Here is a 22,438-nt window from a genome sequence, read left to right as displayed (position 1 = left end):
GTGCTGGCCCCACCCTCCGGCCGGGGGCGCGGGGGTCGGCCGGAGAACGGGCGGGGACGCCGGGGTCAGAGGCCGGCCGGGGGTGCGTACTTGTAGCCGACCCGGCGGACGGTCACGATCGACGACCGGTGCTCGGCCCCCATCTTGCGGCGGAGCCGCGCCACGTGGACGTCGACGGTGCGGCCGTCGCCCACGTGCCCGTAGCCCCACACGGTGGTCACCAGCTGGTCGCGGGTGTGGACGCGGTGGGGGTGGGCGACGAGGTGGGCCAGCAGCTCGAACTCCAGGTAGGTGAGGTCCAGCGGCTTCCCCGCGATGTGCGCCGTCCGCTGCTCGGGGTCGATGCGCACCAGGGCGTCCCCCTCGGTGAGCGTGCGCGGGGCGGCCGGCCCGGGGACGTCCGGGCCCTGCGCGCCCGGAGCACGGGGGGCGGGCACGGGGGCGGGGAGGCCGGGCGCGGCGGACAGCGCCTGGTCGGCCGGTACGAGCACCAGATATCCGATCATCGGCGGCTGGCCCGGCAGGTCGGGCAGGGTGTGCTGCGGCGCCGGCATCCAGGTCGCGCCCGGGTGCAGCAGCTCGGCGACGGGGGGCACCTCGTCCGGGGCCACGGCCCGCAGCCGGTGGCGGTGGGCGGGGGAGGGCAGGGTGGGGGCGGCCGGCGAGGACGCGGTGACGGTGCGGAGGTTCGTCATGGGGAGCTCAGCTCTTTCGCACGGGAGGCCGTCGAGAGGACGTGCGTGCGCGGGCCGCTTGGCCGGAAGGGTCGCCGGCGGCTGACTTCGACGTGGGTCAGCGAGAGGAGTGGGCCCGCGTAAAGGACGCGCGACAACACACTCGGTCGAAGTCGTGGTGCTGGCGAGAAGGCCAGAAGGGCTCGAGGTCGTCGCGACCCGTCGAGGTGTTCTGGTAGCCGGCCATGTCCCCTATTGAAGCACGGCCGGCGACGGGAGAGCAGCCCCCACCTGGTACTTGACCGGATTCCCGCTGGTCAGCCGACGGCCCGGGGGCCGCCGGTGTGAGGGCGGTCACCCGCGGGCCACCGGCGTGGGGCCCGGGCCGGTCAGGAGCCGGTCAGAAGCCGGTCAGGATCGGATCCGGATCGGCTCCGGATCAGATCAAAATCGGGTCAGGATCCGGTCAGGGGGTAGTGGTCGCTGAGGTTCGTGTACGTGTACTCCTTGCCCCAACTGGAGACCTTCCACGGCGCGGACTGCTCCTTGACCACCGTGTTGGTCCAGCCCTGTGGACGCGCGTGCCCGTTGCGGTGGAGGACGTGGTCGAGGTCCTCGCGCGGGTCGGTGGGGTAGCGGTAGGCCGCGATCGAGTTCTCCTTCGTGTCGAAGGAGTACGGGTGGCCGGTGCGGTGGTCCGCCGGTGCCACGTCGGCGTCGGCCAGCAGGGAGCGGTATTCGTCGCTGCGCGAGTCCACGTTCAGGTCGCCGGCCAGCAGGACCTGCTCGCCGGCCGGGATGTTCTTGCCGTCCAGGAACGCGTCGATCTGCCGCAACTGCCGGGAGCGGTCGGCTGCCGCCTCGCCCGCGGCGCAGCCGCCGTCGGTCGACTGGGTGTGGGTGCCCACGACGTGCACCTTCGTGCCGGCCACGTTCAGCACGACGTAGGCGAAGCCCTTGTTGGACCACCGGTCGGCGCCGCACGCGTCCTTGAAGACGACCTGCTCCTTGCGGACGATCGGCCACTTGCTCAGGACCGTCACCCCGCCGTCCTCCGGCGTGGTCGACGCGTAGGCGCCCCCGGTGGCGTCCCAGCCGCTCGTGCTCCGCCCGACCACGGGCGTCTGGTACGGGTACTGGCCGGCCGCCCGCGCCTTCAGAGCGTCGGAGGCGGAGTTGTCGAAGGCCTCCTGCAGCACCACGACGTCGTTGCCCTGGAAGAAGCCGGCGGACGGTATCTCCCGTGCCCGGTGCTCCTGCCCCCAGTTGGGGTAGAGGTTCGTGCTCATGAGGAAGACGTTGTACGACAGCACCTTCAGCCGGAGTGTCGTCGCGGCCGGCGAGGCGTCGGCCGCCCGGGCCGTCTGCGGCAGGGCGGCCATGGTGAGGGCGGTGGCGGCGAGGACGGCGGCCTTGGTGGTTCCGGCGAACGGCACGGGCAACTCCCTGAAGGGGTGGGGTTCCTGGGCGCGATGGTGCGGAACGAGCGTTCCACATCAGATCAGTCGCCGTTAGCCGTGGATGACGATCAGTTGACCGGCGGGGGTCGGGAGCGGGAACCCTGCCGCGCGCCGTGCCTCCTCAGCGGGTGCGCTGCCGCCGGCGGGACGCCTCGACCAGGACGACGGTGACGCTGATCAGCAGGGCCCAGGCACCGAACTTTTCGACGGAGACGGGCTGCCAGCCGTGCAGCTGGGAGGGGTAGCGCCAGGCGCCCGCGTAGGTGGCGATGTTCTCGGCCAGCCAGAGGAAGAAACCGATCAGCGCGAAGGAGAGGGCCAGCGGCATGCGGTAGCGCCGGGAGCCCACGGTGTAGTGGACCCACGTCCCCGTGGTGACCGCCACCAGCAGCGCGGCCAGGGGCCAGCGCAGGTCGGGCAGCCAGTGGTGGCTGAAGAAGTTCGCGTAGACCGCCGCCGCCACGGCCGCCGTCAGGCGCCGGCGGTAGCCGGTGAGCTCCAGGTCCAGCACCCGCCAGGCGCTGCACACGTAGCTGCCGACGGCCGCGTAGAGGAAGCCGCCGTACAGCGGCACGCCCGCCTCCTTGAAGAGGGCGGGCTCCGGATAGCTCCACGAGCCGAGCGAGACCTTCACCAGCTCGAAGGCCAGCCCGACGGCGTGGCACACGGCGATCACGGCCAGGTCCCGCGTCGTCTCCCAGCCGCACAGCCGGAAGAGCAGGGTCAGCAGCAGCCCGTAGCCCAGGAGCAGGTCGTACCTGGCCACGGGCAGCTGCGGCGCGAGGGAGGACGACAGGGCCACCCCCGCGAGCAGGGCGATGGCGAACGCGCAGCTGCGCGTCTACAACCGCGCGAAGAGCAGCAGCTGCTGTGCGGGAAGCATGATCGCGGACATGGCAGGGGAGACGTGGCCGGAGGTGGGGGCGGTTCCCTATGATCTGCTGTGACCTGCGCGTTCCGCCCCGCCGGCACGCCTGACCGGCCCGGGCGGCCACCCGGGCGTCACCCCTTGGACCGCGCCAGCGCCTCCCGCACCGCCTCGTCCGATCGCGCCACCAGGGCGGAGCCGTCGTCGGCCGTGATGATGGGCCGCTGGATCAGCTTCGGGTGCCCGGCCAGCGCCTCGACCCAGCGGTCCCGCGACGCCGCATCGCGCGGCCAGTCCCCCAGGCCGAGCTCCTTGGCCTCCGCCTCCTGGGTGCGGGTGATGTCCCACGGCTCCAGCCCGAGCCGGCCGAGGACGGCACGGATCTCGTCGGCGCTGGGCACGTCGTCGAGGTAGCGGCGGACGGTGTAGCCGGCGCCCTCCGCGTCGAGCAGCGTGAGGGCGCCGCGGCACTTGGAACAGGCGGGATTGATCCAGATCTCCATGCCCCAACGGTAGCGCGTCACCCCGGCCGAAGCCTGTTTGACCAGGGCCGATTGTCAGTGGTCGGCAGTAAAATGGGGGGAGTTGAGCAAGGGTGCACGACCCCTTCAGGAGGACGCCGATGGCAGTAGCCGCAACACCTCGACCCGACCTGCCGAGCATTCCGACCCTGCCCGTGAAGCGCCTGCCCGCCGGCCGCCCGCGGGAGTGGTACGAGGCCCACAACCGCCAGCTGAAGGCCATGCGCCTGGCCATCGCGCTGCTGCACGCCGGTGTGTGCCGGGCGGAGCAGGCGAACAACCGCAGGATACGCACCACGGCGGTCCGCATCGGTGTGCACCGCCCGTCCAACACCACCTGCCGGCTGGTGCGCTCCCTCATCCCCGCCGACGCCTGACCCCCGGCGCCGTGTGGAAGAGCCCCGTCCGAGGACGGGGCTCGCTCACGTCGCGGCCGGCCGCGGCTTCGGCCGCCCGCGGGAGAGCAGCCTCACGCCGGGCTTCTCCACGTACCGGTGCAGGAGGGCCGCGCCGGCCAGGGAGACGCCCAGCACCAGGAGGGTGTCCAGCCAGAGGGCGGGGGAGAGGTGGTGGGTGAAGAAGAAGTGGTTGGTGCCGAAGATGACCATTTCGTGCACCAGGTAGAAGGAGAAGGAGATCTCACCGAGGTACACCAGGACCCGGTTCCGGAACGGTGAGCGGGACCCCCGCGCGTCGGCGTGCGCGGCCGCGGCGATGGTGAGCGTGTACGGGACGATCGTGCAGGCGCTCCAGTGGAAGTCGTACGGCACGAGGTGGACGAGCCACAGGGCGGCGGCGCAGGACAACCCGAGGCTCACGCCGAGCCCGGGGCCGCGCCAGGAACCGTTCCTCACCAGCAGCGCCAGCGCGATGCCGACGACGAACTCGGCCAGCCGCACCGGCGGCAGCAGGTAGAGCAGGAACTTCGGGTGCCAGCCGGCCGCGTACGCGAGGTCCCGCCCGTACAGCGGAAAGAGCACGACGAACAGGTTCCCGGCCGCGACCACCGCCCACAGCCCGCGGGACCGCAGCCGCCGGAGGGGCCCGATCAGGAACGGGAACGCGAAGTAGAAGAAGAACTCACAACTCAACGACCACGAGACGCCGTTGTAGCCGAACCACACCTCGGGGTCGGGGACCCACGCCTGGGTCAGGGTGAGGTTCGCGAGGCCGGTGAGGGGATCGAGCGTCAGCCCCATCCACAGGAGCATCACGACGGCGACGCAGAAGGTGACGGCGTGGCTCGGGTAGATGCGGGCGAAGCGCCGCCGCCAGAACCCGCCGGCCGTGTCGGCCGTCCGGGCCGACCACGCGAGCACGAAGCCGGAGAGGACGAAGAAGAAGGAGACCGCCGAGGGCCCGGCGAGGGTGAGGTGTCTCAGCTGCCCCACGTGCTGCCCGCTGCCGGCGGCGGACTCCTCGAAGGAGAAGTGGTAACAGAAGATCAACGCGGCCGCGCACCAGCGGAGTCCCGTGAGCGAGTCCAGGCGTATGGACCGGGGAACGGCGGGGCGGGGCGGAGCTTTCGGAGCGGTGGAGGTTATGAGGCTCACAGGCTGGCATCCGTCGACGAGCTGGCAGAGGGGTGCTGCGTCAGCCGCTGCGCCGAAGCCCTACCCCCCCGACGCGGCCACCACCCGGCGCCCCCGCGCCCCGTCGCGCACCCGGCGACGGGCCGGGCGGGACGGACAGGCCCGCGGCTGGGTGCTGGAATCTACCATTCAGCTTCCTTCCGCCCGCCCGTGGTGCGAGGTCGCGCGGACACACCGGAGCCCCGCCGCCGCCGGGGGCGGTGACGGGGCTCGGTGTTGCCGCCGGCGAGCGGCGGACGCGGTCTAGATGTCGAAGAAGTGATGAGGCGGCTTTCTGACCTGCGGTCGTCTAGTGGATCAACCTGCTGACCTGCGGCTGAGCCGTCATCCGTTGCCGTTGTCGGTCACCCTTGAGCGCCCTTTCACGGCCCCACCACGGCCCAGGAGCGCTTTTGGGTCCTAGCAGGAACCACAGCGGTCCCCGGCTCCCATCCCGTCTGCCGTCGACCCACACGCATGTGGAGCGGGCGTGGTCCCTGGCGTCCAGGTGGAGCGCGCCACTGTACGAACGACCTGGACGCCAGGGGCCGCGTCTGCTCGGCTTCGCCTGGGTTGATGGCAGGCGGGATGGGAGCCCCCACGCACGCCACGACGGGCCCGCAGCCGCACGCGGAGCCCCCGCCATCCCGGAGCCTGAGCGCCCCCGCCGGAGGCATTTTCGGTGAGAGACGGATCCAGCGGCCCGTATGGGCTCGGCTCATGCCTTCGGGCCTGTCCCGCCGTAGGGGCGGGCGTCGGCGCAGCCCGCGCGGAGCGGGCCGAAGGCAGGAGCGTCGCGCGGAGCGGAGCCGGGAAGCCCGCCCGGCGGAGCGGAGCGCAGCCGGGTGCTTGATGAAGTAGAGAAACTCTTATCGCACCGCATGCGCTGCCGGTGATGAGGCCGAAGATCGAGCGGGGCGCCTGTCGTGCGTTGGGTCAGATGGCCTCTGTGAGTTCGCCCATGTCCTGAATAACCGTGGTGGCGCCTTCGTGTTTCAGGGTTTCAGCCTTCCCCGGCTTATTGGCATACCCGATACATGGCACGCCAGCAGCGTGGGCGGCCTGAATATCGGTCACAGAGTCGCCGACCACCACGGCGCGGTGTGGCGCTGTCCCGTGCGCCTTCAAGGCCAGCAGGACCATGTGTGGGTCCGGCTTCATTCGCGTCAGGTGCTCCGGCTCTCGACCGATCAGCGGAGAGACGTACCGATCAAGGCTATGTTCCGAGAAGTACTGGACCAGTGCAGCGGTGCTGTTGTTGCTCACTGCGGCCAGCTTTCGAGAGCTGGCATGAACCGCCTGGATGGCCTCCCTGGCATGCGGGGTGGGCTCTCCAGCGTTGACGGCCTCCAGCTCCAAGGCGGTCAGCATGGCCTCTAGCCTCCGAGCGCCGGGCAACTTCTTCGTGCCCGCCCGTCTCACCAGCTCCAAGGGGTCATCTGTCTGCCCCAAGCGTGAAGCGGCGGCCTTGCCGTGCGTCTCTGTGTAACTCTCGCGCAGACGCTGAGCCACGCTCGGCGCTGGCAGACCTGCGAAGACATGGCAGATCGGGCCATCAAAGTCCAGGAGGACCGAGTCCGCCCGGGAAAGCACTTCTTTGACTGCGTCCGCTCCAGTCACGGTGTGAAGTCCTCGCCTAGGTTGTCCCATACGCTGTCGAACCACAGCTGACTCTGTTCGACCCACTGCGTTTCGTTGCCGTTGCGGTCGTCTCCCTGAGAGAACGGAAACAGAGTGGCGTCCAGCCCCAAAACGTCCAGAATTTTTACTGGCTCTCCGCCGATGGGCACCGTATTAGGTGTTACGGGGTAGAACCCGAAGAACACGTCACGCTGGTTGAGGATGTAGAGCTTGAACGACGGCGTGAAGCCGTGAACGCGAACGCTAACGCGGGCCTGCTCGATCAACCCTAGAATCTCAAGTTCGGTCACGGCATCGACGATCCCCTGAGTGCTCCGGAGCATGATGCGGTGGGCCCGCTCTCGAACCTGTTCTGCCGTGACTGACGGATCGAGGGATGCCGGAAGTGCTTGCGGCTTCCTGGTATCCGGAACCAAAACGCGCAGATTGATGCTCTGCGGCCGGAGGCGTCCGGTTCGGATCCGGTCAATCGGCTCCCGGATTGCCCCATACAGGGTTTCACCCGAAAACCCAGCGAAGTCGATCGTCACCTCGTCGGCCGCGAACGCTTGCTCGATGTGCGGACGAAGCGCCATCGGGCGCTCGGTCTTGCTGCGCACGAAGACTCCACTGCCCTGGCGGGCGACGATGAGTCCTTCGTCTTGGAGGTCGCGCAAGGCGCGCTGCACTGTGGCGCGCGAGACCTGGTAGCGCTTGGTCAGCTCGTTCTGAGAGGGAAGCCGCTCGCCAGGCGTGAGCGTCTTCGTGAGGATCGCGGCGCGCAACGCGTTCGTGATCTGCACGTATGGCGGTCGCGGGTCATCTGGATCGAGGCTCATACCGGGACATGGTGTCACAGCTGGCACAGCTTGCCTAATCAACCGTTGACCTGACTAGCCAAGCTGGTCTAACGTACTGGCATAGCCAAGTTGGCCAACCTGGCCATCTGTGAGCCTAGGAGTGCGCTATGCGTCAGATCCCCGTCGACACTTCCGCCGCCTCTGTGATGGTGGCTAAGCCTCCGCAGCCCAAGTTGAAGGACCGTCGTACTGGTGAGCGTGCGGTGGACGCTGAGACCGGTGCACCGCTGTCGGTCGTGGACGTGATGTTCGCGGCGAACGATGAGGTGGAGATCCTGTCCGTAGCCGTTCCGGAGACAGGTGTCTCTGGTGAGCTGGTGATGGGCACCCCGGTGGCGCTGACTGGGCTGGTGGCCCGGCCGTGGGAGAACGAGTTCAACGGTCAGAAGCGCCATGGGATCAGCTTCCGAGCAGTGGCTGTGACATCGCTTGTCGCCGGTGCCACGAAGCCTAAGGCGGCCTGACCATGAGCGGCTTAGTGGTCACGCTGCTGGTGGTCTTCGCCGTCGCTGGTCTCCTGCGGTGGTGGCGTCCCACCTGGTACTGGCTGACCTTCGGGGCGACCTTCGCCGCGCTGCGGGTCCTGGTTCGGTACAGCTCGGTGATGGATGCGTGCAGGCTGACGGTTCCGCCGTCGCGCTGGCGCATGGCTCTCGCCAGGTTCGCTAACCGCCCTATCTCGCAGCCACGGGTTCCGCGCCTGCTGCGCCTGCGGCCGACAAGGACTGGCCTTGTCCTACGGCTCAAGCTCTGCCCCGGTCAAGATGCTTTCGACGTCGCTGCGGCTACCGACCGGTTGCGTCACTCGTTCGTGATGTACCGGGTGATGTCCCAGGAGGTGCGCTCGGGGGTCGTAGAGCTGCGGATGACTGGCTACGACGTGCTCAAGCGGGTGCAGATGCCGTCCAAGGTCGACCGTGCATCGATGCGCGTCCCGGTCGCGCTGCGTGAGGACGGCTCTGTGCACTATCGCGACTACCGGGCCGTCCCCCATGCTCTGACTATCGGTGCTACGGAGTCTGGGAAGTCGGTCTATCTGCGCAACCTGGTGGCTGAGCTGGCCAAGTTGGATGTTGCCCTGGCTGGTATCGACTGCAAACAGGGAGTGGAGCTGTTCCCGCTGGCGCGTCGGTTCTCCGCGCTGGCCGACAACTCCGATACTGCCGCTGACCTGCTTGACGCACTCGTGTCCCGTATGGGAGGCGTCTATCAGCTCATTCGCGCTGAGCAGCGTATTGCGGCTGACGTGCCTGATGCGGAGATCGCCGCCGACATCTGGGACCTGCCTGACGATCTGCGGCCTACACCGGTTGTAGTCGTCGTCGATGAAGTCGCGGAACTGGCCTTGGTTGCCAGCAAGGATGAGGAGAAGCGCCGGGACCGGTGCGTTACCGCTTTGGTCCGCCTCTCTCAGCTCGGCCGCGCTGCCGGTATCTATCTGGAGATTTGCGGCCAGCGCTTCGGCTCCGAACTGGGCAAGGGCATCACGATGCTTCGCGCTCAGCTGACCGGGCGGACGGCACATCGGGTCAACGACGAGTCGAGCGCGAACATGGCCTTCGGCGACATCGCCCCCGATGCGGCACTCGCCGCGATCCACATTCCCCCCGACCGTCCCGGCGTGGCTATCGCTGGTGACTCCACCGGCGGATGGTCCCGCATCCGCGCTCCGCACATCTCGCTGCGGCAGGTCGTGAACGTCTGCAACCGGTACGCGCACCTGACCCCGGACCTGCCAGAACTGGCACCCTTCCGGCCCGCGCTGCCGCACTCGGCTAAGGCTCCGGCTCCGGCCGTCGAGACCGCCCCCACCACGGTCTGACCCACCCGCCCCAACGGTCGGCGCGACCGCCTTCGCGCCAGGTCCCTACCCCATCCATGCCCGAAACCGGGCACAAAGGAGAGATACCCGTGTCCTACCGAGACCGCCGCAGCACCAGTGACGCGGCAGAAGACCAGCGTCTGACCGGAAAGCTCCTGCACGACGCGCAGACCTACAGCTACCGCGACGACGCCGACCCGGAATTCACCTCGATCGTTATGCGGGGCTGCGGAACCTCGCAGCGCGGCGACTACCCACCCAAGGGTCACGACTACCCCCGCCGGGATCGGTGACGGTCATGGCCTACGACTACGACTACGACGCGCAGCGGGCGGACGACGAACGCCAGAACCACCTCGCCTGCCACGTGGCCGAGTACGTGTGCCACCCCCGCCATGACGCCGAGTTCGCAGCGGCCCTCTACTCCGCGACGATCGCCGAATTCGAAGCCAAGGAATGGGGCGACTACCCGCCCGAGGGCCACGGATACCCCCGAGAGGAGCGGTGATCACGGTGGCTGCTCGTAAGACCACTCGCCGCAAGGCCTCCGCGAAACCTTGCCCGGACTGCACCGCAGGCCAGACGTCCGAGACGTTCAAGGTCGGCGGCCGGAAGAAGCACGAGAGCCCGGACCGGCAAGAGGCCCTGTGCCTGACCTGCCTCGGAAGCGGCCAGATCAGCGAAACGCCCTGAACCCCGCTCGGAGCCGGGCCGCTCAAGGCTTCCGGCCCGGCCCCGGGCCTCCGCCCTGATGCTTGGAAGGAGGACCGCGCGATGAGCCGACTGCCCCGACGAGACCCCGTTCTCGTCCAGGCCGTGATCGCCGGTGCCTTGTCCTTCGCTCACCTTCACGACATCGCCCAAGCCGCCGGGCAAGACGGCTGGAAAGGCTGGGCCTACCCCGTCTCCGTCGACCTGCTCCTGGTCGCCGCATGGCGCCGCCTGCGCTCGGGCACCCGCGCACGCCTGGCCTGGGCCTGGTTCATCATCGCCCTAACAGCTTCCCTCGGCGCTAACGTCGCCACCGCCGGATTCCTCGACCTGGCCCATCCTCCGGCCTGGCTGCGCATGCTGGTCGCCGGTTGGCCCGCCGCCGCGTTCCTCGGCGGAACCCTTCTCGCTCACGTTCCTGACCCGGCCGAAGACCCGGCACCGATCACGTCGGCAAAAGTAGCCCCGGCCCCCGAACCCGAGGTGACGGGACCGGAACCCGCTGGGGAGCCAGAGACCGCACCAGTCGCCGACGTCGAAGAGGCCCCGGCCTGTCCAGCTCCTGCCGTGGAACCCGAGTCGCTGCCTGTGGTCCCGGTCGCGCTGGTCGCTCACGCCCGCAGGGTCGCTGACGACCACCACGCCCGCACCGGCGCGCAGATCGACACCGACACCCTGCGCGCCCGCCTGGGAGTGCCCGCCTCGATGGCCGACGCGATCGCAGCCCAGCTCGCCTGACACGAACGGAGAAGCACCCACATGCCCGCCTACGACCGCTTCCACTCGCTGATGCGGATCGGCCCCGTGCAGATCGGTACGCACCGTGACCGGCATGGCCGTACCAAACACGCCGCCGTGTGCACCAACGACCACTGCGGCTGGTCGGCCGACTACTCCAGCCAGACCGCCGCTCAGCTCGCCGCCCGCACCCACTGCTGCCAACCCACCTAAACGCCTACCAGACACGTTCAAGGAGGAGACCAACCATGCTTTATCCAAAAGTGCCCACGAACCCCCTGCCGACTCCCGTCGTCATTCCCGCCCGCGACATCCAGGGCGACGGGTGCCCCGAGGGCTCAGTGACACCGATCGTGTGCCAACACACCGTGCCTCCGGCTGCCCCCGCTCAGCGGGCTGTGCAGCTGTCGGCGGGTGGCACGGTCGCAGCCATCGGCCTGGGCTCCGTTGCGGTGCTCGTCGTCGGTGCGGTCCTGGTCGGCATGTTCCTGGCCATCGCCATCACCGCCACCTCGCTGGCCATCGTCGCCGTGATCGCGCGCTCCATGCTCAACGACCTCAAGCGCTGAACAGTCCCCGGGGCGGCCTCTACCGCCAAGTATCCGCCGCCCCGAGGACCCAAGCCCCCTTCACCAATCAGCAAAGGGAGATCCCCATCATGCCTCAGCACACCCATGCTTTATCCCGGCCGTGCTCTCACTGCGACGGGTTCCCCGCCGTAGCCGTCACCACCGGCCGAACCACCCCGACCGGGCACCGGGAGACCATCACCGCCACGTGCCCCGCCTGCCGTGGCACCGGCACCAGCAAGATCAGGCCCGTCCTCGTTGCGGCCGGGAGGTGAGCTGAAGTGGCTGACCTGCCTCCCACCCACGACTGGCCCGGTATGCCGTGGCACCACGTGCTTGCCCTGGTCATGTGGCTCGACTCCCACAACGGCACCGGACCGGAAGAAATCGCGCTGCGGCTTCTCAAGCTCACCGAGGAAGCAGGGGAAGCAGCGCAGGCCTACATAGGGCTGCGGGGCCAGAACCCCCGCAAGGGCATCACTCACACCCGAGAGGACGTCGCCACCGAACTGTGTGATGTGGCCCTGACCGCACTGGTCGCTTTATGCGCCTTCACCGAAGATCCGGCCGCCTTCTTCGACACTGCGATACGCACCCGCCGCGAGCGGGTCAGCCCTTCCACGCTCGGCAATCACTCCGGGGGCTGGTGACTGCCGTGGCCTTCCTCGACTGGCGCGACCACAAGCATTTCGACCACTCCGGTGACAAACCGTGCGTGTGCTGCGGGAAGCCCACCCCCCTGCGCTCGGACCGAGGCAAGCCCGTCCACAAGGTCTGCGCCGAGGCGTGGATCGACGCCCACACCCGGAAGGAGGACAACCGTTGACCGACACCGCGACCTTCGCGGGCCTGGACCCGATCACCCTGGGCGACCTGCTCAGGGTGGCCGGGGCACCCGGCTTCGACCGTTGGCAGGAGCAGGTCCGCCGCACAGGAGGCTGCGCCGACCCCATCCACCTCCGAGGCTGGGCTATCACCCAAGACCGCGTAACCGGCGAGACCCTGCACCACTACACGACCGATGGTGAGCCGGGCGGACGGCTCCGGGTCGCCTGCGGCAACCGCCGTGCCTCCCGCTGCCCCTCCTGCGCCTGGACCTACGCCGGAGACACCTACCACCTCATCCGTGCCGGGCTCGCCGGAGACGACCGCCGCGACATCCCCACCACCGTCCGCGACCACCCCCGCGTCTTCGCCACCCTCACCGCCCCCTCCTTCGGCCCCGTCCACAACCGACCCCACCACGGCACCTGCCGCTGCGGCACCCGCCACGCCTCAGACGACCCGGCCCTCGCTACCGCCCTCGCCCCGGAGACGTACGACTACGCGGGCACGGTGCTCTTCAACAACCACGCGGGCGAACTGTGGCAGCGCTTCACCACCCGGCTCCGCCGCGAGATCGCCCGACGCGCCGGACTCACGCAGCGCGAGTCCCGTGAGTTCCTTCGGGTTTCCTTCGGTAAGGTCGCCGAGTTCCAAAAGCGCGGCGCCATCCACTTTCACGCCGTGATCCGCCTCGACGGACCCGACGGGCCCCAGAGCCCGCCACCGTCCTGGGCGAGCGTCGACCTGCTGACCGACGCGATCCGCGCCGCCGCACAGCACCCGTACACCTCCGTCTCCGTCCCGGCCGCCGACGACCAACCGGCCCGCACGTTCCGCTGGGGCACCCAGCTCGATGTCCGCCCGGTCAAAGCGTTCGGCGACGGCTCCGACATCACGGAACAGGCCGTCGCCTCCTACGTGGCCAAGTACGCCACCAAATCGGCGGAGAGCACCGGCACCCTCGACCGCCGGATCGGTGAACTCGCCGAACTCGACCGCCACGGCGTCCCGGACCACGCCCGCCACCTGATCGCCGCATGCTGGACGCTCGACCCGCTCTACCCCGACCGTCGGCTGTGGGCGTGGGCCCACATGCTCGGCTTCCGAGGCCACTTCTCCAGCAAGTCCCGCCACTACTCGACCACCCTCGGCGCCCTCCGCCAGGCCCGTGCCGACTACCGAGCAGCCCAAGAACGCCAAGCCCACGGCATCGACGACCGCGACCCGGGCACCGTGCTCCTCCTCGCCGACTGGCAGTACGCCGGACACGGCCACACCCCCGGCGAATCCGCCCTCGCAGCCACCATTGCCCGCAGCCTCCAGCTGAATCGCGAAACCGCCCGCGAAGCACTGAACGACCTGGGTGACCAGGAGGTGGGCGCATGAGCCGCCTCCTTCCGACTCGCTACCTAACCCCCATCGACGTGGCCGACCTGCTCGGGGTCCCCGTGGAGACGGTCTACCAGTGGCGCCGCAAGCGCACTGGTCCCTGCGGCTTCCGAGTCGGCCGCCACCTGCGCTACGACCCCGAGGACGTACGCGTGTGGATCACCTCCCTCATCAACGGGGAGGCCGTCTGATGGCCGGACACATCCAAGACCGCTGGTACAAGACCGAACCCGGCCCCAGCGGCAAACCCGTCAAGACCAAGACCGACCGTCACGGCATCGGCCTGCGGTATCGAGCCCGCTATGTCGGCCCCGACGGCACCGAGAAGTCCAAGAGCTTCCCCGACAAGCAGAAGCGGCGGGCCGAGACGTGGTTGTCCACGATCGAGACTGACATGGCGCGCGGCCAGTACATTGACCCGACAGCTGGTCGGATCACCTTCCGGGACTTCGCTTCGGACTGGATGGCCTCACAGACGACAGATCCTGCCACCCGCCAGGCGGTGGAACTCCGGCTCCGGCTTCACGCCTTCCCGCACTTGGGTTCCCGCTCCATGTCCGCCTTCGCCCCAGGCAACATCCGGGCCTGGGCGCGTGCGCTTCAGGACTCGGGCATGGCGCCGACGTATCAGCGGGTCGTCTTCGCGAACGTCTCGTCGGTGTTCACGGCTGCGGTCGACGATGGGCTGATTGCTCGAAATCCGTGTCGCGCGCGCTCCGTTCGCGCCCCCAAGGTAGAGCGACGCAAGGTGCAGCCCTGGTCGCACGAACGTGTCCGTACGGTCCGTCTCGGGCTACCTGAGCAGTACCGCTTAACCGTAGACCTCGGCGCTGGCTGCGGTCTCCGCCAAGGGGAAGTCTTCGGCCTCGCCGTTGATGACGTGGACTTCTTGGGCGGCGTCGTCCACGTAGTGCGCCAGGTCAAGATGATCGGCGCGGAACTGGTCTTCGCTCCGCCTAAGGGCGGCAAGATTCGTGACGTACCACTTGCCGATGTGACGTCGACCGCCCTCACGCAGCACATCACGCGGCGCCCACCGCTGGAAGTGACCTTGCCCTGGAAGACTCCCGACGGGCCTCCGGTCACGGCCTCGCTGCTGCTCTACACCCGTGAACGCAAGGCGCTGAACAGGAACTACTTCAACATGTACTTGTGGAAGCCTGCTCTGGTCGCCGCCGGGGCTATCCCAGAGCGGCAACCGGGGGAGCGCTTTAAGGAGTCCCGCGAGCATGGGATGCACGCGCTGCGTCATTACTACGCCTCGGTGCTTCTCGATGCGGGTGAGAACGTCAAGGCTCTGGCCGAGTACCTGGGCCACTCAGACCCGGGCTTCACGCTCCGCACGTACACGCACCTGCTGCCCAACAGCAGCGAGCGCGCCCGCCGTGCCATTGACGCGGCCTTTGCCGCATAGCTGATCGGCAACCGCACATTCAACGACCGTGGGCCGTGCCCTCCTCCCAAGCGGGGAAGGCACGGCCCACGGCCCATGTACGGCCCAGAGCTTCATAGAGCGGCTCTGACCTGCGGGTTCCCTAGATGTCGAAGTACATCTCGAACTCGTGCGGGTGCGGGCGCAGCTGGATCGGGGCGATCTCGTTCGTGCGCTTGTAGTCGATCCAGGTCTCGATCAGGTCGGACGTGAAGACGCCGCCGGCCTGGAGGTACTCGTTGTCGGCCTCCAGGGCCTCGAGGACGGCCGGGAGGGACGTGGGGACCTGGGGGACGCCCGCGTGCTCGTCGGGGGCGAGCTCGTAGAGGTCCTTGTCGATCGGCTCGGCCGGCTCGATCTTGTTCTTCACGCCGTCCAGGCCGGCGAGGAGCAGGGCCGAGAAGGCGAGGTAGGGGTTGGACGACGGGTCCGGGGCGCGGAACTCGACGCGCTTGGCCTTGGGGTTCGCACCCGTGATCGGGATGCGCATGGCGGCCGAGCGGTTGCGCTGGGAGTAGACCAGGTTGACCGGGGCCTCGAAGCCGGGCACCAGGCGGTGGTAGGAGTTCACCGTCGGGTTGGTGAAGGCCAGCAGCGACGGGGCGTGCTTGAGGATGCCGCCGATGTAGTAGCGGGCGGTGTCCGACAGCCCGGCGTAGCCCTGCTCGTCGTAGAAGAGCGGCTCACCGTTGCTCCACAGCGACTGGTGGACGTGCATGCCGGAGCCGTTGTCACCGAAGATCGGCTTGGGCATGAAGGTGGCGGTCTTGCCGTTGCGCCAGGCGACGTTCTTCACGATGTACTTGAAGAGCATCAGGTCGTCGGCCGCGGCCAGCAGCGTGTTGAACTTGTAGTTGATCTCCGCCTGGCCGGCCGTGCCGACCTCGTGGTGCTGGCGCTCGACCTGCAGGCCGGCCTTGTCCAGCTCCAGGGAGATCTCCGCGCGCAGGTCGGCGAAGTGGTCGACCGGCGGGGCGGGGAAGTAGCCGCCCTTGTAGCGGACCTTGTAGCCGCGGTTGTCCTCCAGCGCACCGGTGTTCCAGGCGCCCGCCTCGGAGTCGATGTGGTAGAAGGACTGGTTCGCGCTGGTCTCGAAGCGGACGCTGTCGAAGACGTAGAACTCGGCCTCGGGACCGAAGTACGCCGTGTCGGCGATGCCCGTGGAGGCGAGGTAGGCCTCGGCCTTCTTGGCGATGTTGCGCGGGTCGCGGCTGTACTGCTCACCCGTGATCGGGTCGTGGATGAAGAAGTTGATGTTGAGCGTCTTGTCCCGGCGGAACGGGTCCATGCGGGCCGTGGAGAGGTCGGCGCGCAGAGCCATGTCCGACTCGTGGATGGCCTGGAAGCCGCGGATCGACGAGCCGTCGAACGCCAGCTCCTCGGTCGGGTCGAAGGCCGAGGCCGGGATCGTGAAGTGCTGCATCACGCCAGGCAGGTCGCAGAACCGGACGTCGACGAACTTGACGTCCTCGTCCGAGATGAACTTCTTGGCCTCGTCGGCGTTCTGGAACATCCAACTCCTCCTAGCCCGGCCGCACGCGGTCGGGGATTGCTTCGATGGCGCGTCCGTGTCGCGGTGCACGATGACATGCTGCTGCGACGCGCTGGGGCCGACCCTAGAGAGGCGGGATTTCTCAAGCATGACCCATTTGTTTCGCCGAGGTTAACCGGAACGAAGGTGATCTCTTCGGCCGTCCGTGCTCCCGCGGCGGGGCGTCCGTGGTCCGGCAGGGGGGTTCCGGCCGGTCCTCCGGCGGGGCGCGCCCCCGGCATCCGGGGGACGAATACGGGCGCAGTACCGTGGACGGGTGGACAACAGGCAAGCAATCGGCTCATGGCTCTCCGGCCCCCGCGCGGCGGCCGAGGACATGGGCGTCGAATTCGGCCACCAGGGTGAACGCCTGGGGCTGCCCCAGAGCGGCCCGGGCTCGATCGCCCCGGTCGGGCGGCGGGTCGTGGCCCTCCTCGTGGACTGGGCGCTGTGCATGCTCATCGCATACGGCCTCCTCGCCGGCGGCGAGCCCCAGCGGGCCGGCAACTGGGCCGTGCTGATCTTCTTCGTGCTCAGCGTGCTCACGGTCGGCACGGTCGGCTGCACCCCCGGCAAGCGGCTGCTCGGCCTGCGTGTGGCCGCCGAGGGGGGCGGGCGGCTGTCCTTGCCGCGGGTCCTGCTCCGTAGCCTGCTGATCGTCCTCGTCGTGCCCGCGGTCGTCTGGGACCGTGACACCCGCGGACTGCACGACCGGCTCACCCGCTCCGTCCAGGTGCGGATCTAGCCGTCCGCCGGTCTGGTGGGGCTCCAGCCGCCCCGCCGGCCTGGTGTGGCTCTGGCCGTCCGCCGACCGGGTGTCGATCCAGCCGCCCGGGCCGGCCAAAGCTCGGATCCCCCCCCGCTCAACTCCCCTGACCGTCCAGCCGCAGACCGGCCCCCGCCCGAGAGGCAGGACGGACGGCCCACGAGCCGGGACCGAGGCGACAACGGAAGGCGGGCCGGAACTCTCGTTCCGGCCCGCCTTCCGTTTCGTTCGGGTGCCGTGACGCGTCAGCGGCCCTTCGGCATGCGCATGCCCTTGGGCATCGGCCCCTTGGGGATCGGCATGTTGCTCATCAGGTCGCCCAGCGCCCGCAGACGGTCGTTCACGGCCGTCACCTGGGCGCCCGGCAGGACCCGCGGCAGCTTCAGCAGCGTGGTGTGCAGCTTCTTCAGCGGCACCTGGCCCTCGCCGTCACCCACCACGATGTCGTGCACCGGCACGTCCGCGACGATGCGCGCCATGCGCTTCTTCTCGGCCGCCAGCAGGGCCTTCACCCGGTTCGGGTTGCCCTCGCCGACCAGCACGATGCCCGCCTTGCCGACGGACCGGTGGACGACGTCCTGGTTGCGGTTCATCGCGACCGCGGGCGTCGTCGTCCAGCCGCCGCGCCGGATGTTCTCCAGCACCGCGGCGGCCGCTCCCGGCTGGCCCTCCATCTGCCCGAAGGCAGCGCGCTCGGCACGTCGCCCGAAGACGATCGCCATACCGAGGAATGCCAGCAGGAAGCCCAGAATGCCCAGGTAGACCGGGTGATCGATCCAGAAGCCGATGGCAAGGAGTACACCGAAGGTGACCATGCCCACAGCCGCGACGACAAGACCGACCTTCGAGTCGACCTTCTTGGTCATCTTGTAGGTCAGGGCGATCTGCTGCAGTCGCCCGGGGTTCTCGGATGTTTCCTTCCTCGCCATACGCCGAAGTTTACGTGGCTTGCGGACCGGGGGCCGCCACGGCCTCCAGGACGTGCTGGGCCTCGCGGCGGTCCTTGGCGCGGCGGCGGTCCTCCAGCACCGCCGTCCAGGCGTTCCGGCGGGCCGTGCGCTGACCGCCGCGCATCAGCAGTTCCTCCAGGGCGCGCAGGGCCCCGGTGAACGACGGGGGCCTGACGGTGAGCGTGGAAGGCGGAGCGGAAGACGCGCGTGTGGCGTTCGCGAAGACTGCGTTACCGGGCGCGGCCTGCATGTCGGTATCCCCTCGGGAGCGGAAAGAATTCGAGGCGTGGAGGGTGTCGTACTGCTGTGCGTGCTTCCATCGTTACTGAACGGTGTTACCAACGCATGACTAGTTGGTCAAACGCCTATGAAACGTTGACGCGGCCCGTACCATCTCCCGGATCCGGGTGAGAGGTGCGGGCCGCGTCGACGGCACGGGGGGCGGAGCGGGGCCTACACGGCCGCCTGGCTCCGTCGGTCCATCGCCTGCTGGTAGAGGCGGCCGGCCCGGTACGACGAGCGGACCAGGGGGCCGGACATGACACCGGCGTAGCCGATCTCCTCCGCCTCCTCCTTCAGCTCGACGAACTCCTGCGGCTTCACCCAGCGCTCCACCGGGTGGTGGCGCACGCTCGGCCGCAGGTACTGGGTGATGGTGATCAGCTCGCAGCCCGCGTCGTGCAGGTGCTGGAGCGCCTCGCTGATCTCCTCGCGGGTCTCGCCCATGCCGAGGATCAGGTTCGACTTGGTCACCAGGCCGTACGCGCGGGCCTGGGTGATGACGTCGAGGGAACGCTCGTAACGGAAACCGGGGCGGATCCGCTTGAAGATCCGCGGCACCGTCTCGACGTTGTGGGCGAAGACCTCCGGGCGGGAGGCGAAGACCTCTTCGAGCAGCTCGGGGACCGCGTTGAAGTCGGGGGCGAGCAGCTCGACCTTGGTGCGGCCGCCCTCGCGGCCGGCGGTCTGCTCGTGGATCTGGCGCACGGTCTCGGCGTACAGCCAGGCGCCGCCGTCCGGCAGGTCGTCGCGCGCGACGCCGGTGATCGTGGCGTAGTTCAGGTCCATCGCGACGACGGACTCGCCGACGCGGCGCGGCTCGTCGCGGTCCAGGGCCTGGGGCTTGCCGGTGTCGATCTGGCAGAAGTCGCAGCGCCGGGTGCACTGGTCGCCGCCGATGAGGAACGTGGCCTCGCGGTCCTCCCAGCATTCGTAGATGTTGGGACAGCCCGCCTCCTGGCACACCGTGTGCAGGCCCTCGCGCTTCACCAGGCCGTGGAGCTCCTTGTACTCGGGGCCCATCTTGGCGCGGGTCTTGATCCACTCGGGCTTGCGCTCGATGGGGGTCTGGGCGTTCCGGACCTCCAAGCGCAGCATCTTGCGTCCGTCGGGTGCGACAGCGGACACGTCCGGCTCCCTATGACTTCGATTCCTCGGCGAACACCAGGGTACGCCCGTTATTTCCTACGCTCGTACGCGTGGCTACGCGTATGCCCAAGGCAACTGATGGAGCCCTGGGCGCATTCCCCCTAGCCGGCGACCTGGGCCGGCTCGACCTCGCGGGGCAGCGGGGCCTCGGATTCCAGGATCTCCCGCAGGTGCTTCTCCACCAGCGGCACCACCTCGCCCACCGTCACCCGGCGGCCCAGCTCGTTCGAGAGCGAGGTCACGCCGGCGTCGCGGATGCCGCAGGGGACGATCCGGTCGAACCAGGTGTTGTCGGGATCACAGTTCAGCGAGAAGCCGTGCATCGTGACGCCCTTGGCGATGCGGATGCCGATGGCCGCCAGCTTGCGGTCCTCGCGGCGCTGGCCGGCGTTGGACGGGGCGTACTCCGGGCCGTTCAGCCGGGGGTCGAACTCCTCGTCGGTCAGCCGGGGGTCGAAGTCCAGGTTCAGGCCGGGGATCGCCGGGCGCTGGTCGACTGGATCGCCCAGCACCCACACGCCGCTGCGGCCCTCCACCCGGGTCGTCTCCAGTCCCAGCTCCGCACACGTGCGGATCAGCGCCTCCTCCAGGCGGCGGACGTGCGCGATGACGTCCACCGGGCGGGGCAGCTTGAGGATGGGGTAGCCGACAAGCTGGCCGGGGCCGTGCCAGGTGATCTTGCCGCCGCGGTCGACGTCGATGACCGGGGTGCCGTCCAGGGGGCGCTCGCTGTCCTCCGTGCGCCGCCCGGCCGTGTAGACCGCCGGGTGCTCCAGCAGCAGGCAGGTGTCCGGGATCTCGTCCGCGAACCGGGCCGCGTGGACCCTGCGCTGCTCCTGCCACGCCTCCTGGTACTCGACGGAGTCCGCCCCGAAGCCCAGGTGGACAAAGCGCAGCTCACTCACGGCGGCAGCTCCTCTTCGAACCGGTTCGGTGTTCCTCGGGCGTGTCCCGGTGTGCGTCCCGGTGCGTCCCCGCAGGTTCGCACGCCCTTGCCCACTGTACGGCGACTCTCCGGCGACCCCGCAGGCGGCCGCCGCCCGGGACCGCCTCCCGGGCCCATTTGATCTGTCCTCACACGATCGGATGAATGCGGGGCGAAGGTGGCGATCGGGGCGGCGGGGGCCGTTAAGTTCACGCCGTTCCAGAACAGAGATCAGGGAGACCGGCAGGCTGATGACGGAACGACCCCCACAGCGCATTCCCAACCGTCAGCTCGCCGCGCTCATCGCGGAGGCCGGGTTCTCCAACGCGGGCCTGGCGCGCCGCGTGGATCAGCTGGGACTCGAGCACGGCCTCGACCTGCGGTACGACAAAACCTCCGTCACCCGGTGGCTGCGCGGCCAGCAGCCGCGCGGCACGACACCGGCGCTGATCGCCGAGGTCTTCACCCGGCGGCTCGGCCGCCGGCTGTCCGCACAGGACCTCGGCCTGGACGCGTGCGCCCCGGTCTACGCCGGGCTCGAATTCGCCGCCTCGCCCGAGGAGGCCATTGACATCGTCAGCGGCCTGTGGCGCAAGGACTCCGGCAGCCACACCGAGCTCCGGAAGATCGCGTTCACCCCGGCCGGGCTCGTCGTGCCGAGCCGCGACTGGCTCATCGGGCGCGCGGACGAACGCGTGGCGCGCGGCACCGGCCCCGCGCCCTCCGCAGAGGGCGCGCGCCTGCCCGCTCAGGCGCGCGGCGGTGTCCAGGCTCCGCTGCCCCGGCAGCGGCTCGCCGAACGGGCGCCGGGCAGCCGGGTCTCCATGGGCGACATCGCCGCCCTGAGGTCCGTCGGCGAGCTCTTCCGCACCCTCGACGCCGCCTACGGCGGCGGGCACGCCCGCCAGGCGCTGGTGCGCTACCTGGAGCACGAGACCGAGCCGATGCTGCGCGGCACCTACGGGGAGACGACCGGGCGGCGGCTCTTCGCGGCCGCCGCCGACCTGACCCGGCTGGCCGGCTGGACGTCCTTCGACATCGCCGCCCACGGCCTGGCCCAGCGCTACTACGTCCAGGCGCTGCGCCTGGCCCAGGCCGCCGGCGACCGCGCCTACGGCAGCTACGTCCTGGTCACCATGAGCCGGCAGGCCGTCTACCTCGGCCACGGCCGCGAGGCCGTGCAGCTGGCCCGGGTCGCCCAGCAGGGCGTGGGGTCGAGCGCCCCGCCGGTGGTGCAGTCGCTGCTGCACGCGGTGGAGGCGCGCGGGCACGGGGTGCTCGGCGAGGTACGGGCCTGCTCGGCGTCGCTGGCCCGGGCGGAGCGGGCGCTGGAGACGTCGCGGACGGGGGAGGACCTGCCCCACTGGGCCCGGTTCTTCGACGAGGCCGAGCTGGCGGACGAGTTCGCGCACTGCCACCGGGACCTCCAGCAGCACCGGGCCGCCGCCCAGCACGCGGAGCGCTCGCTCCAGCTGCGCAGCCCCGCGTACGCGCGCAGCAGGCTGTTCTGCCGCGTCGTGCTGGCCTCCGCGCGGCTGGGGCTCGGCGAGCTGGAGCAGGCCTGCGCGCTGGGCGTGGAGGCGGCGCAGCAGGCCGCCGAGATGCGCTCGGTCAGGGCGCTGGAGTACGTGCGCGACTTCGAGCGCCGGCTGGAGCCCTACCGGGACGCCGCCGCGGTCCGGGCCTACCGGGAGAAGGTGGCGGGGCTGTGAGCGGGTGCGGGGCGGACGCCCGCGCGCCCGCCCCGCACCCGGGGGCCGTCAACACATCGGACACCC

The 22,438-nt window shown here is 69.5% G+C and carries 28 protein-coding genes; 16 read left to right on the top strand and 12 right to left on the bottom strand.

Annotated elements, in window-relative coordinates:
- Nucleotides 1-65: 65 nt before the first annotated feature.
- The 4 genes from CYQ11_RS08390 to CYQ11_RS08375 all read right to left on the bottom strand — a co-directional run bounded on the left by CYQ11_RS08390 (nucleotide 66) and on the right by CYQ11_RS08375 (nucleotide 3,505).
- Nucleotides 66-695 carry a winged helix-turn-helix domain-containing protein gene (locus tag CYQ11_RS08390; RefSeq protein ID WP_099200794.1) on the bottom strand — a complete coding sequence of 210 codons (630 nt, stop codon included), beginning with the start codon at nucleotides 693-695 and terminating at the stop codon, nucleotides 66-68.
- A 434-nt stretch (nucleotides 696-1,129) separates the two neighbouring features.
- Complete coding sequence (sph, locus tag CYQ11_RS08385; protein WP_099200901.1) at nucleotides 1,130-2,056, bottom strand: sphingomyelin phosphodiesterase; 927 nt, start codon at nucleotides 2,054-2,056, stop codon at nucleotides 1,130-1,132.
- A 199-nt stretch (nucleotides 2,057-2,255) separates the two neighbouring features.
- Complete coding sequence (locus CYQ11_RS08380) at nucleotides 2,256-2,954, bottom strand: DUF817 domain-containing protein (RefSeq protein WP_099200796.1); 699 nt, start codon at nucleotides 2,952-2,954, stop codon at nucleotides 2,256-2,258.
- Nucleotides 2,955-3,136: 182 nt separating this feature from the next.
- Entirely contained in the window at nucleotides 3,137-3,505 is a 369-nt protein-coding gene (locus tag CYQ11_RS08375) for an arsenate reductase family protein (protein WP_099200797.1), read from the bottom strand.
- A 119-nt stretch (nucleotides 3,506-3,624) separates the two neighbouring features.
- Here CYQ11_RS08375 and CYQ11_RS08370 point away from each other — a divergent pair, with 119 nt between their 5' ends.
- Complete coding sequence (locus CYQ11_RS08370; RefSeq protein ID WP_099200798.1) at nucleotides 3,625-3,900, top strand: hypothetical protein; 276 nt, start codon at nucleotides 3,625-3,627, stop codon at nucleotides 3,898-3,900.
- 45 nt (nucleotides 3,901-3,945) lie between these two features.
- Here the strand turns inward: CYQ11_RS08370 and CYQ11_RS08365 are convergent, their stop codons facing one another.
- The 3 genes from CYQ11_RS08365 to CYQ11_RS08355 all read right to left on the bottom strand — a co-directional run bounded on the left by CYQ11_RS08365 (nucleotide 3,946) and on the right by CYQ11_RS08355 (nucleotide 7,553).
- Nucleotides 3,946-5,076: an acyltransferase family protein gene (locus CYQ11_RS08365; RefSeq protein ID WP_099200799.1), complete on the bottom strand. Its 1,131-nt coding sequence runs from the start codon at nucleotides 5,074-5,076 to the stop codon at nucleotides 3,946-3,948.
- A 954-nt stretch (nucleotides 5,077-6,030) separates the two neighbouring features.
- Nucleotides 6,031-6,714 (bottom strand): HAD family hydrolase, encoded by a 684-nt coding sequence (locus tag CYQ11_RS08360; protein WP_181143613.1) that lies wholly within the window; start codon nucleotides 6,712-6,714, stop codon nucleotides 6,031-6,033.
- Nucleotides 6,711-7,553, bottom strand: coding sequence for a GntR family transcriptional regulator (locus CYQ11_RS08355; protein WP_181143612.1), 843 nt, complete (start codon nucleotides 7,551-7,553; stop codon nucleotides 6,711-6,713). The genes CYQ11_RS08360 and CYQ11_RS08355 overlap by 4 nt, the downstream gene beginning before the upstream one ends.
- Nucleotides 7,554-7,681: 128 nt before the next feature.
- Here CYQ11_RS08355 and CYQ11_RS08350 point away from each other — a divergent pair, with 128 nt between their 5' ends.
- From CYQ11_RS08350 to CYQ11_RS08290, 13 genes are all read left to right on the top strand, one after another.
- Complete coding sequence (locus tag CYQ11_RS08350) at nucleotides 7,682-8,038, top strand: SCO3933 family regulatory protein (RefSeq protein WP_099200802.1); 357 nt, start codon at nucleotides 7,682-7,684, stop codon at nucleotides 8,036-8,038.
- A gap of 2 nt (nucleotides 8,039-8,040) precedes the next feature.
- A complete protein-coding gene (locus CYQ11_RS08345) occupies nucleotides 8,041-9,396 on the top strand; it encodes an FtsK/SpoIIIE domain-containing protein (RefSeq protein WP_099200803.1) in 1,356 nt (451 codons plus the stop codon).
- An 89-nt stretch (nucleotides 9,397-9,485) separates the two neighbouring features.
- Entirely contained in the window at nucleotides 9,486-9,689 is a 204-nt protein-coding gene (locus CYQ11_RS08340) for a hypothetical protein (RefSeq protein ID WP_099200804.1), read from the top strand.
- A gap of 5 nt (nucleotides 9,690-9,694) precedes the next feature.
- The gene (locus tag CYQ11_RS08335) at nucleotides 9,695-9,904 is read left to right on the top strand and encodes a hypothetical protein (RefSeq protein WP_146104653.1); all 210 of its coding nucleotides are present in this window, start codon (nucleotides 9,695-9,697) and stop codon (nucleotides 9,902-9,904) included.
- Nucleotides 9,901-10,089 (top strand): hypothetical protein, encoded by a 189-nt coding sequence (locus CYQ11_RS29935; protein ID WP_240003528.1) that lies wholly within the window; start codon nucleotides 9,901-9,903, stop codon nucleotides 10,087-10,089. The genes CYQ11_RS08335 and CYQ11_RS29935 overlap by 4 nt, the downstream gene beginning before the upstream one ends.
- Nucleotides 10,090-10,170: 81 nt before the next feature.
- A complete protein-coding gene (locus CYQ11_RS08325; protein ID WP_099200806.1) occupies nucleotides 10,171-10,845 on the top strand; it encodes a DUF2637 domain-containing protein in 675 nt (224 codons plus the stop codon).
- Nucleotides 10,846-10,866: 21 nt separating this feature from the next.
- Nucleotides 10,867-11,058: a mobile element transfer protein gene (locus CYQ11_RS08320; protein ID WP_099200807.1), complete on the top strand. Its 192-nt coding sequence runs from the start codon at nucleotides 10,867-10,869 to the stop codon at nucleotides 11,056-11,058.
- Between the two features lie 35 nt (nucleotides 11,059-11,093).
- Entirely contained in the window at nucleotides 11,094-11,414 is a 321-nt protein-coding gene (locus CYQ11_RS08315) for a SpdD-like protein (RefSeq protein ID WP_099200808.1), read from the top strand.
- 281 nt (nucleotides 11,415-11,695) lie between these two features.
- Complete coding sequence (locus CYQ11_RS08305; RefSeq protein WP_420894521.1) at nucleotides 11,696-12,064, top strand: MazG-like family protein; 369 nt, start codon at nucleotides 11,696-11,698, stop codon at nucleotides 12,062-12,064.
- Nucleotides 12,061-12,240, top strand: coding sequence for a hypothetical protein (locus CYQ11_RS29145; RefSeq protein WP_146104652.1), 180 nt, complete (start codon nucleotides 12,061-12,063; stop codon nucleotides 12,238-12,240). Before CYQ11_RS08305 ends, CYQ11_RS29145 begins: the two co-directional genes overlap by 4 nt.
- Nucleotides 12,237-13,625, top strand: coding sequence for a replication initiator protein RepSA (gene repSA, locus CYQ11_RS08300; protein ID WP_181143611.1), 1,389 nt, complete (start codon nucleotides 12,237-12,239; stop codon nucleotides 13,623-13,625). The genes CYQ11_RS29145 and repSA overlap by 4 nt, the downstream gene beginning before the upstream one ends.
- Entirely contained in the window at nucleotides 13,622-13,819 is a 198-nt protein-coding gene (locus CYQ11_RS08295; protein ID WP_099200810.1) for a helix-turn-helix domain-containing protein, read from the top strand. The genes repSA and CYQ11_RS08295 overlap by 4 nt, the downstream gene beginning before the upstream one ends.
- Nucleotides 13,819-15,042 carry a tyrosine-type recombinase/integrase gene (locus CYQ11_RS08290; protein WP_099200811.1) on the top strand — a complete coding sequence of 408 codons (1,224 nt, stop codon included), beginning with the start codon at nucleotides 13,819-13,821 and terminating at the stop codon, nucleotides 15,040-15,042. Before CYQ11_RS08295 ends, CYQ11_RS08290 begins: the two co-directional genes overlap by 1 nt.
- A 121-nt stretch (nucleotides 15,043-15,163) precedes the next feature.
- On the opposite strand, the gene glnA is transcribed toward CYQ11_RS08290, so the two are convergent.
- The gene (gene glnA / locus CYQ11_RS08285; RefSeq protein WP_099200812.1) at nucleotides 15,164-16,573 is read right to left on the bottom strand and encodes a type I glutamate--ammonia ligase; all 1,410 of its coding nucleotides are present in this window, start codon (nucleotides 16,571-16,573) and stop codon (nucleotides 15,164-15,166) included.
- 295 nt (nucleotides 16,574-16,868) lie between these two features.
- On the opposite strand from glnA, the gene CYQ11_RS08280 reads away from it, so the two are divergent.
- Nucleotides 16,869-17,336, top strand: a complete 468-nt coding sequence (locus CYQ11_RS08280; RefSeq protein ID WP_099200813.1) for an RDD family protein — start codon at nucleotides 16,869-16,871, stop codon at nucleotides 17,334-17,336.
- Between the two features lie 266 nt (nucleotides 17,337-17,602).
- Here the strand turns inward: CYQ11_RS08280 and CYQ11_RS08275 are convergent, their stop codons facing one another.
- From CYQ11_RS08275 to lipB, 4 genes are all read right to left on the bottom strand, one after another.
- Nucleotides 17,603-18,286, bottom strand: coding sequence for a DUF4191 domain-containing protein (locus CYQ11_RS08275; RefSeq protein ID WP_099200814.1), 684 nt, complete (start codon nucleotides 18,284-18,286; stop codon nucleotides 17,603-17,605).
- A 10-nt stretch (nucleotides 18,287-18,296) separates the two neighbouring features.
- Complete coding sequence (locus CYQ11_RS08270) at nucleotides 18,297-18,557, bottom strand: SCO2195 family GlnR-regulated protein (RefSeq protein ID WP_099200815.1); 261 nt, start codon at nucleotides 18,555-18,557, stop codon at nucleotides 18,297-18,299.
- Nucleotides 18,558-18,760: 203 nt separating this feature from the next.
- The gene (gene lipA, locus CYQ11_RS08265) at nucleotides 18,761-19,714 is read right to left on the bottom strand and encodes a lipoyl synthase (protein WP_099200816.1); all 954 of its coding nucleotides are present in this window, start codon (nucleotides 19,712-19,714) and stop codon (nucleotides 18,761-18,763) included.
- Between the two features lie 122 nt (nucleotides 19,715-19,836).
- The gene (lipB, locus tag CYQ11_RS08260) at nucleotides 19,837-20,640 is read right to left on the bottom strand and encodes a lipoyl(octanoyl) transferase LipB (RefSeq protein WP_099200817.1); all 804 of its coding nucleotides are present in this window, start codon (nucleotides 20,638-20,640) and stop codon (nucleotides 19,837-19,839) included.
- Between the two features lie 271 nt (nucleotides 20,641-20,911).
- On the opposite strand from lipB, the gene CYQ11_RS08255 reads away from it, so the two are divergent.
- On the top strand, nucleotides 20,912-22,372 hold the full coding sequence (locus CYQ11_RS08255) for an NsdA family TPR-like regulatory protein (protein ID WP_099200818.1): 1,461 nt from the start codon (nucleotides 20,912-20,914) through the stop codon (nucleotides 22,370-22,372).
- The last annotated feature ends 66 nt before the right edge of the window (nucleotides 22,373-22,438 follow it).

Source organism: Streptomyces cinnamoneus, from assembly GCF_002939475.1.
GTDB lineage: Bacteria > Actinomycetota > Actinomycetes > Streptomycetales > Streptomycetaceae > Streptomyces > Streptomyces cinnamoneus_A.
Note: the sequence above shows the minus strand (reverse complement) of the source record. Positions and strands in the feature narration are given on the sequence as shown.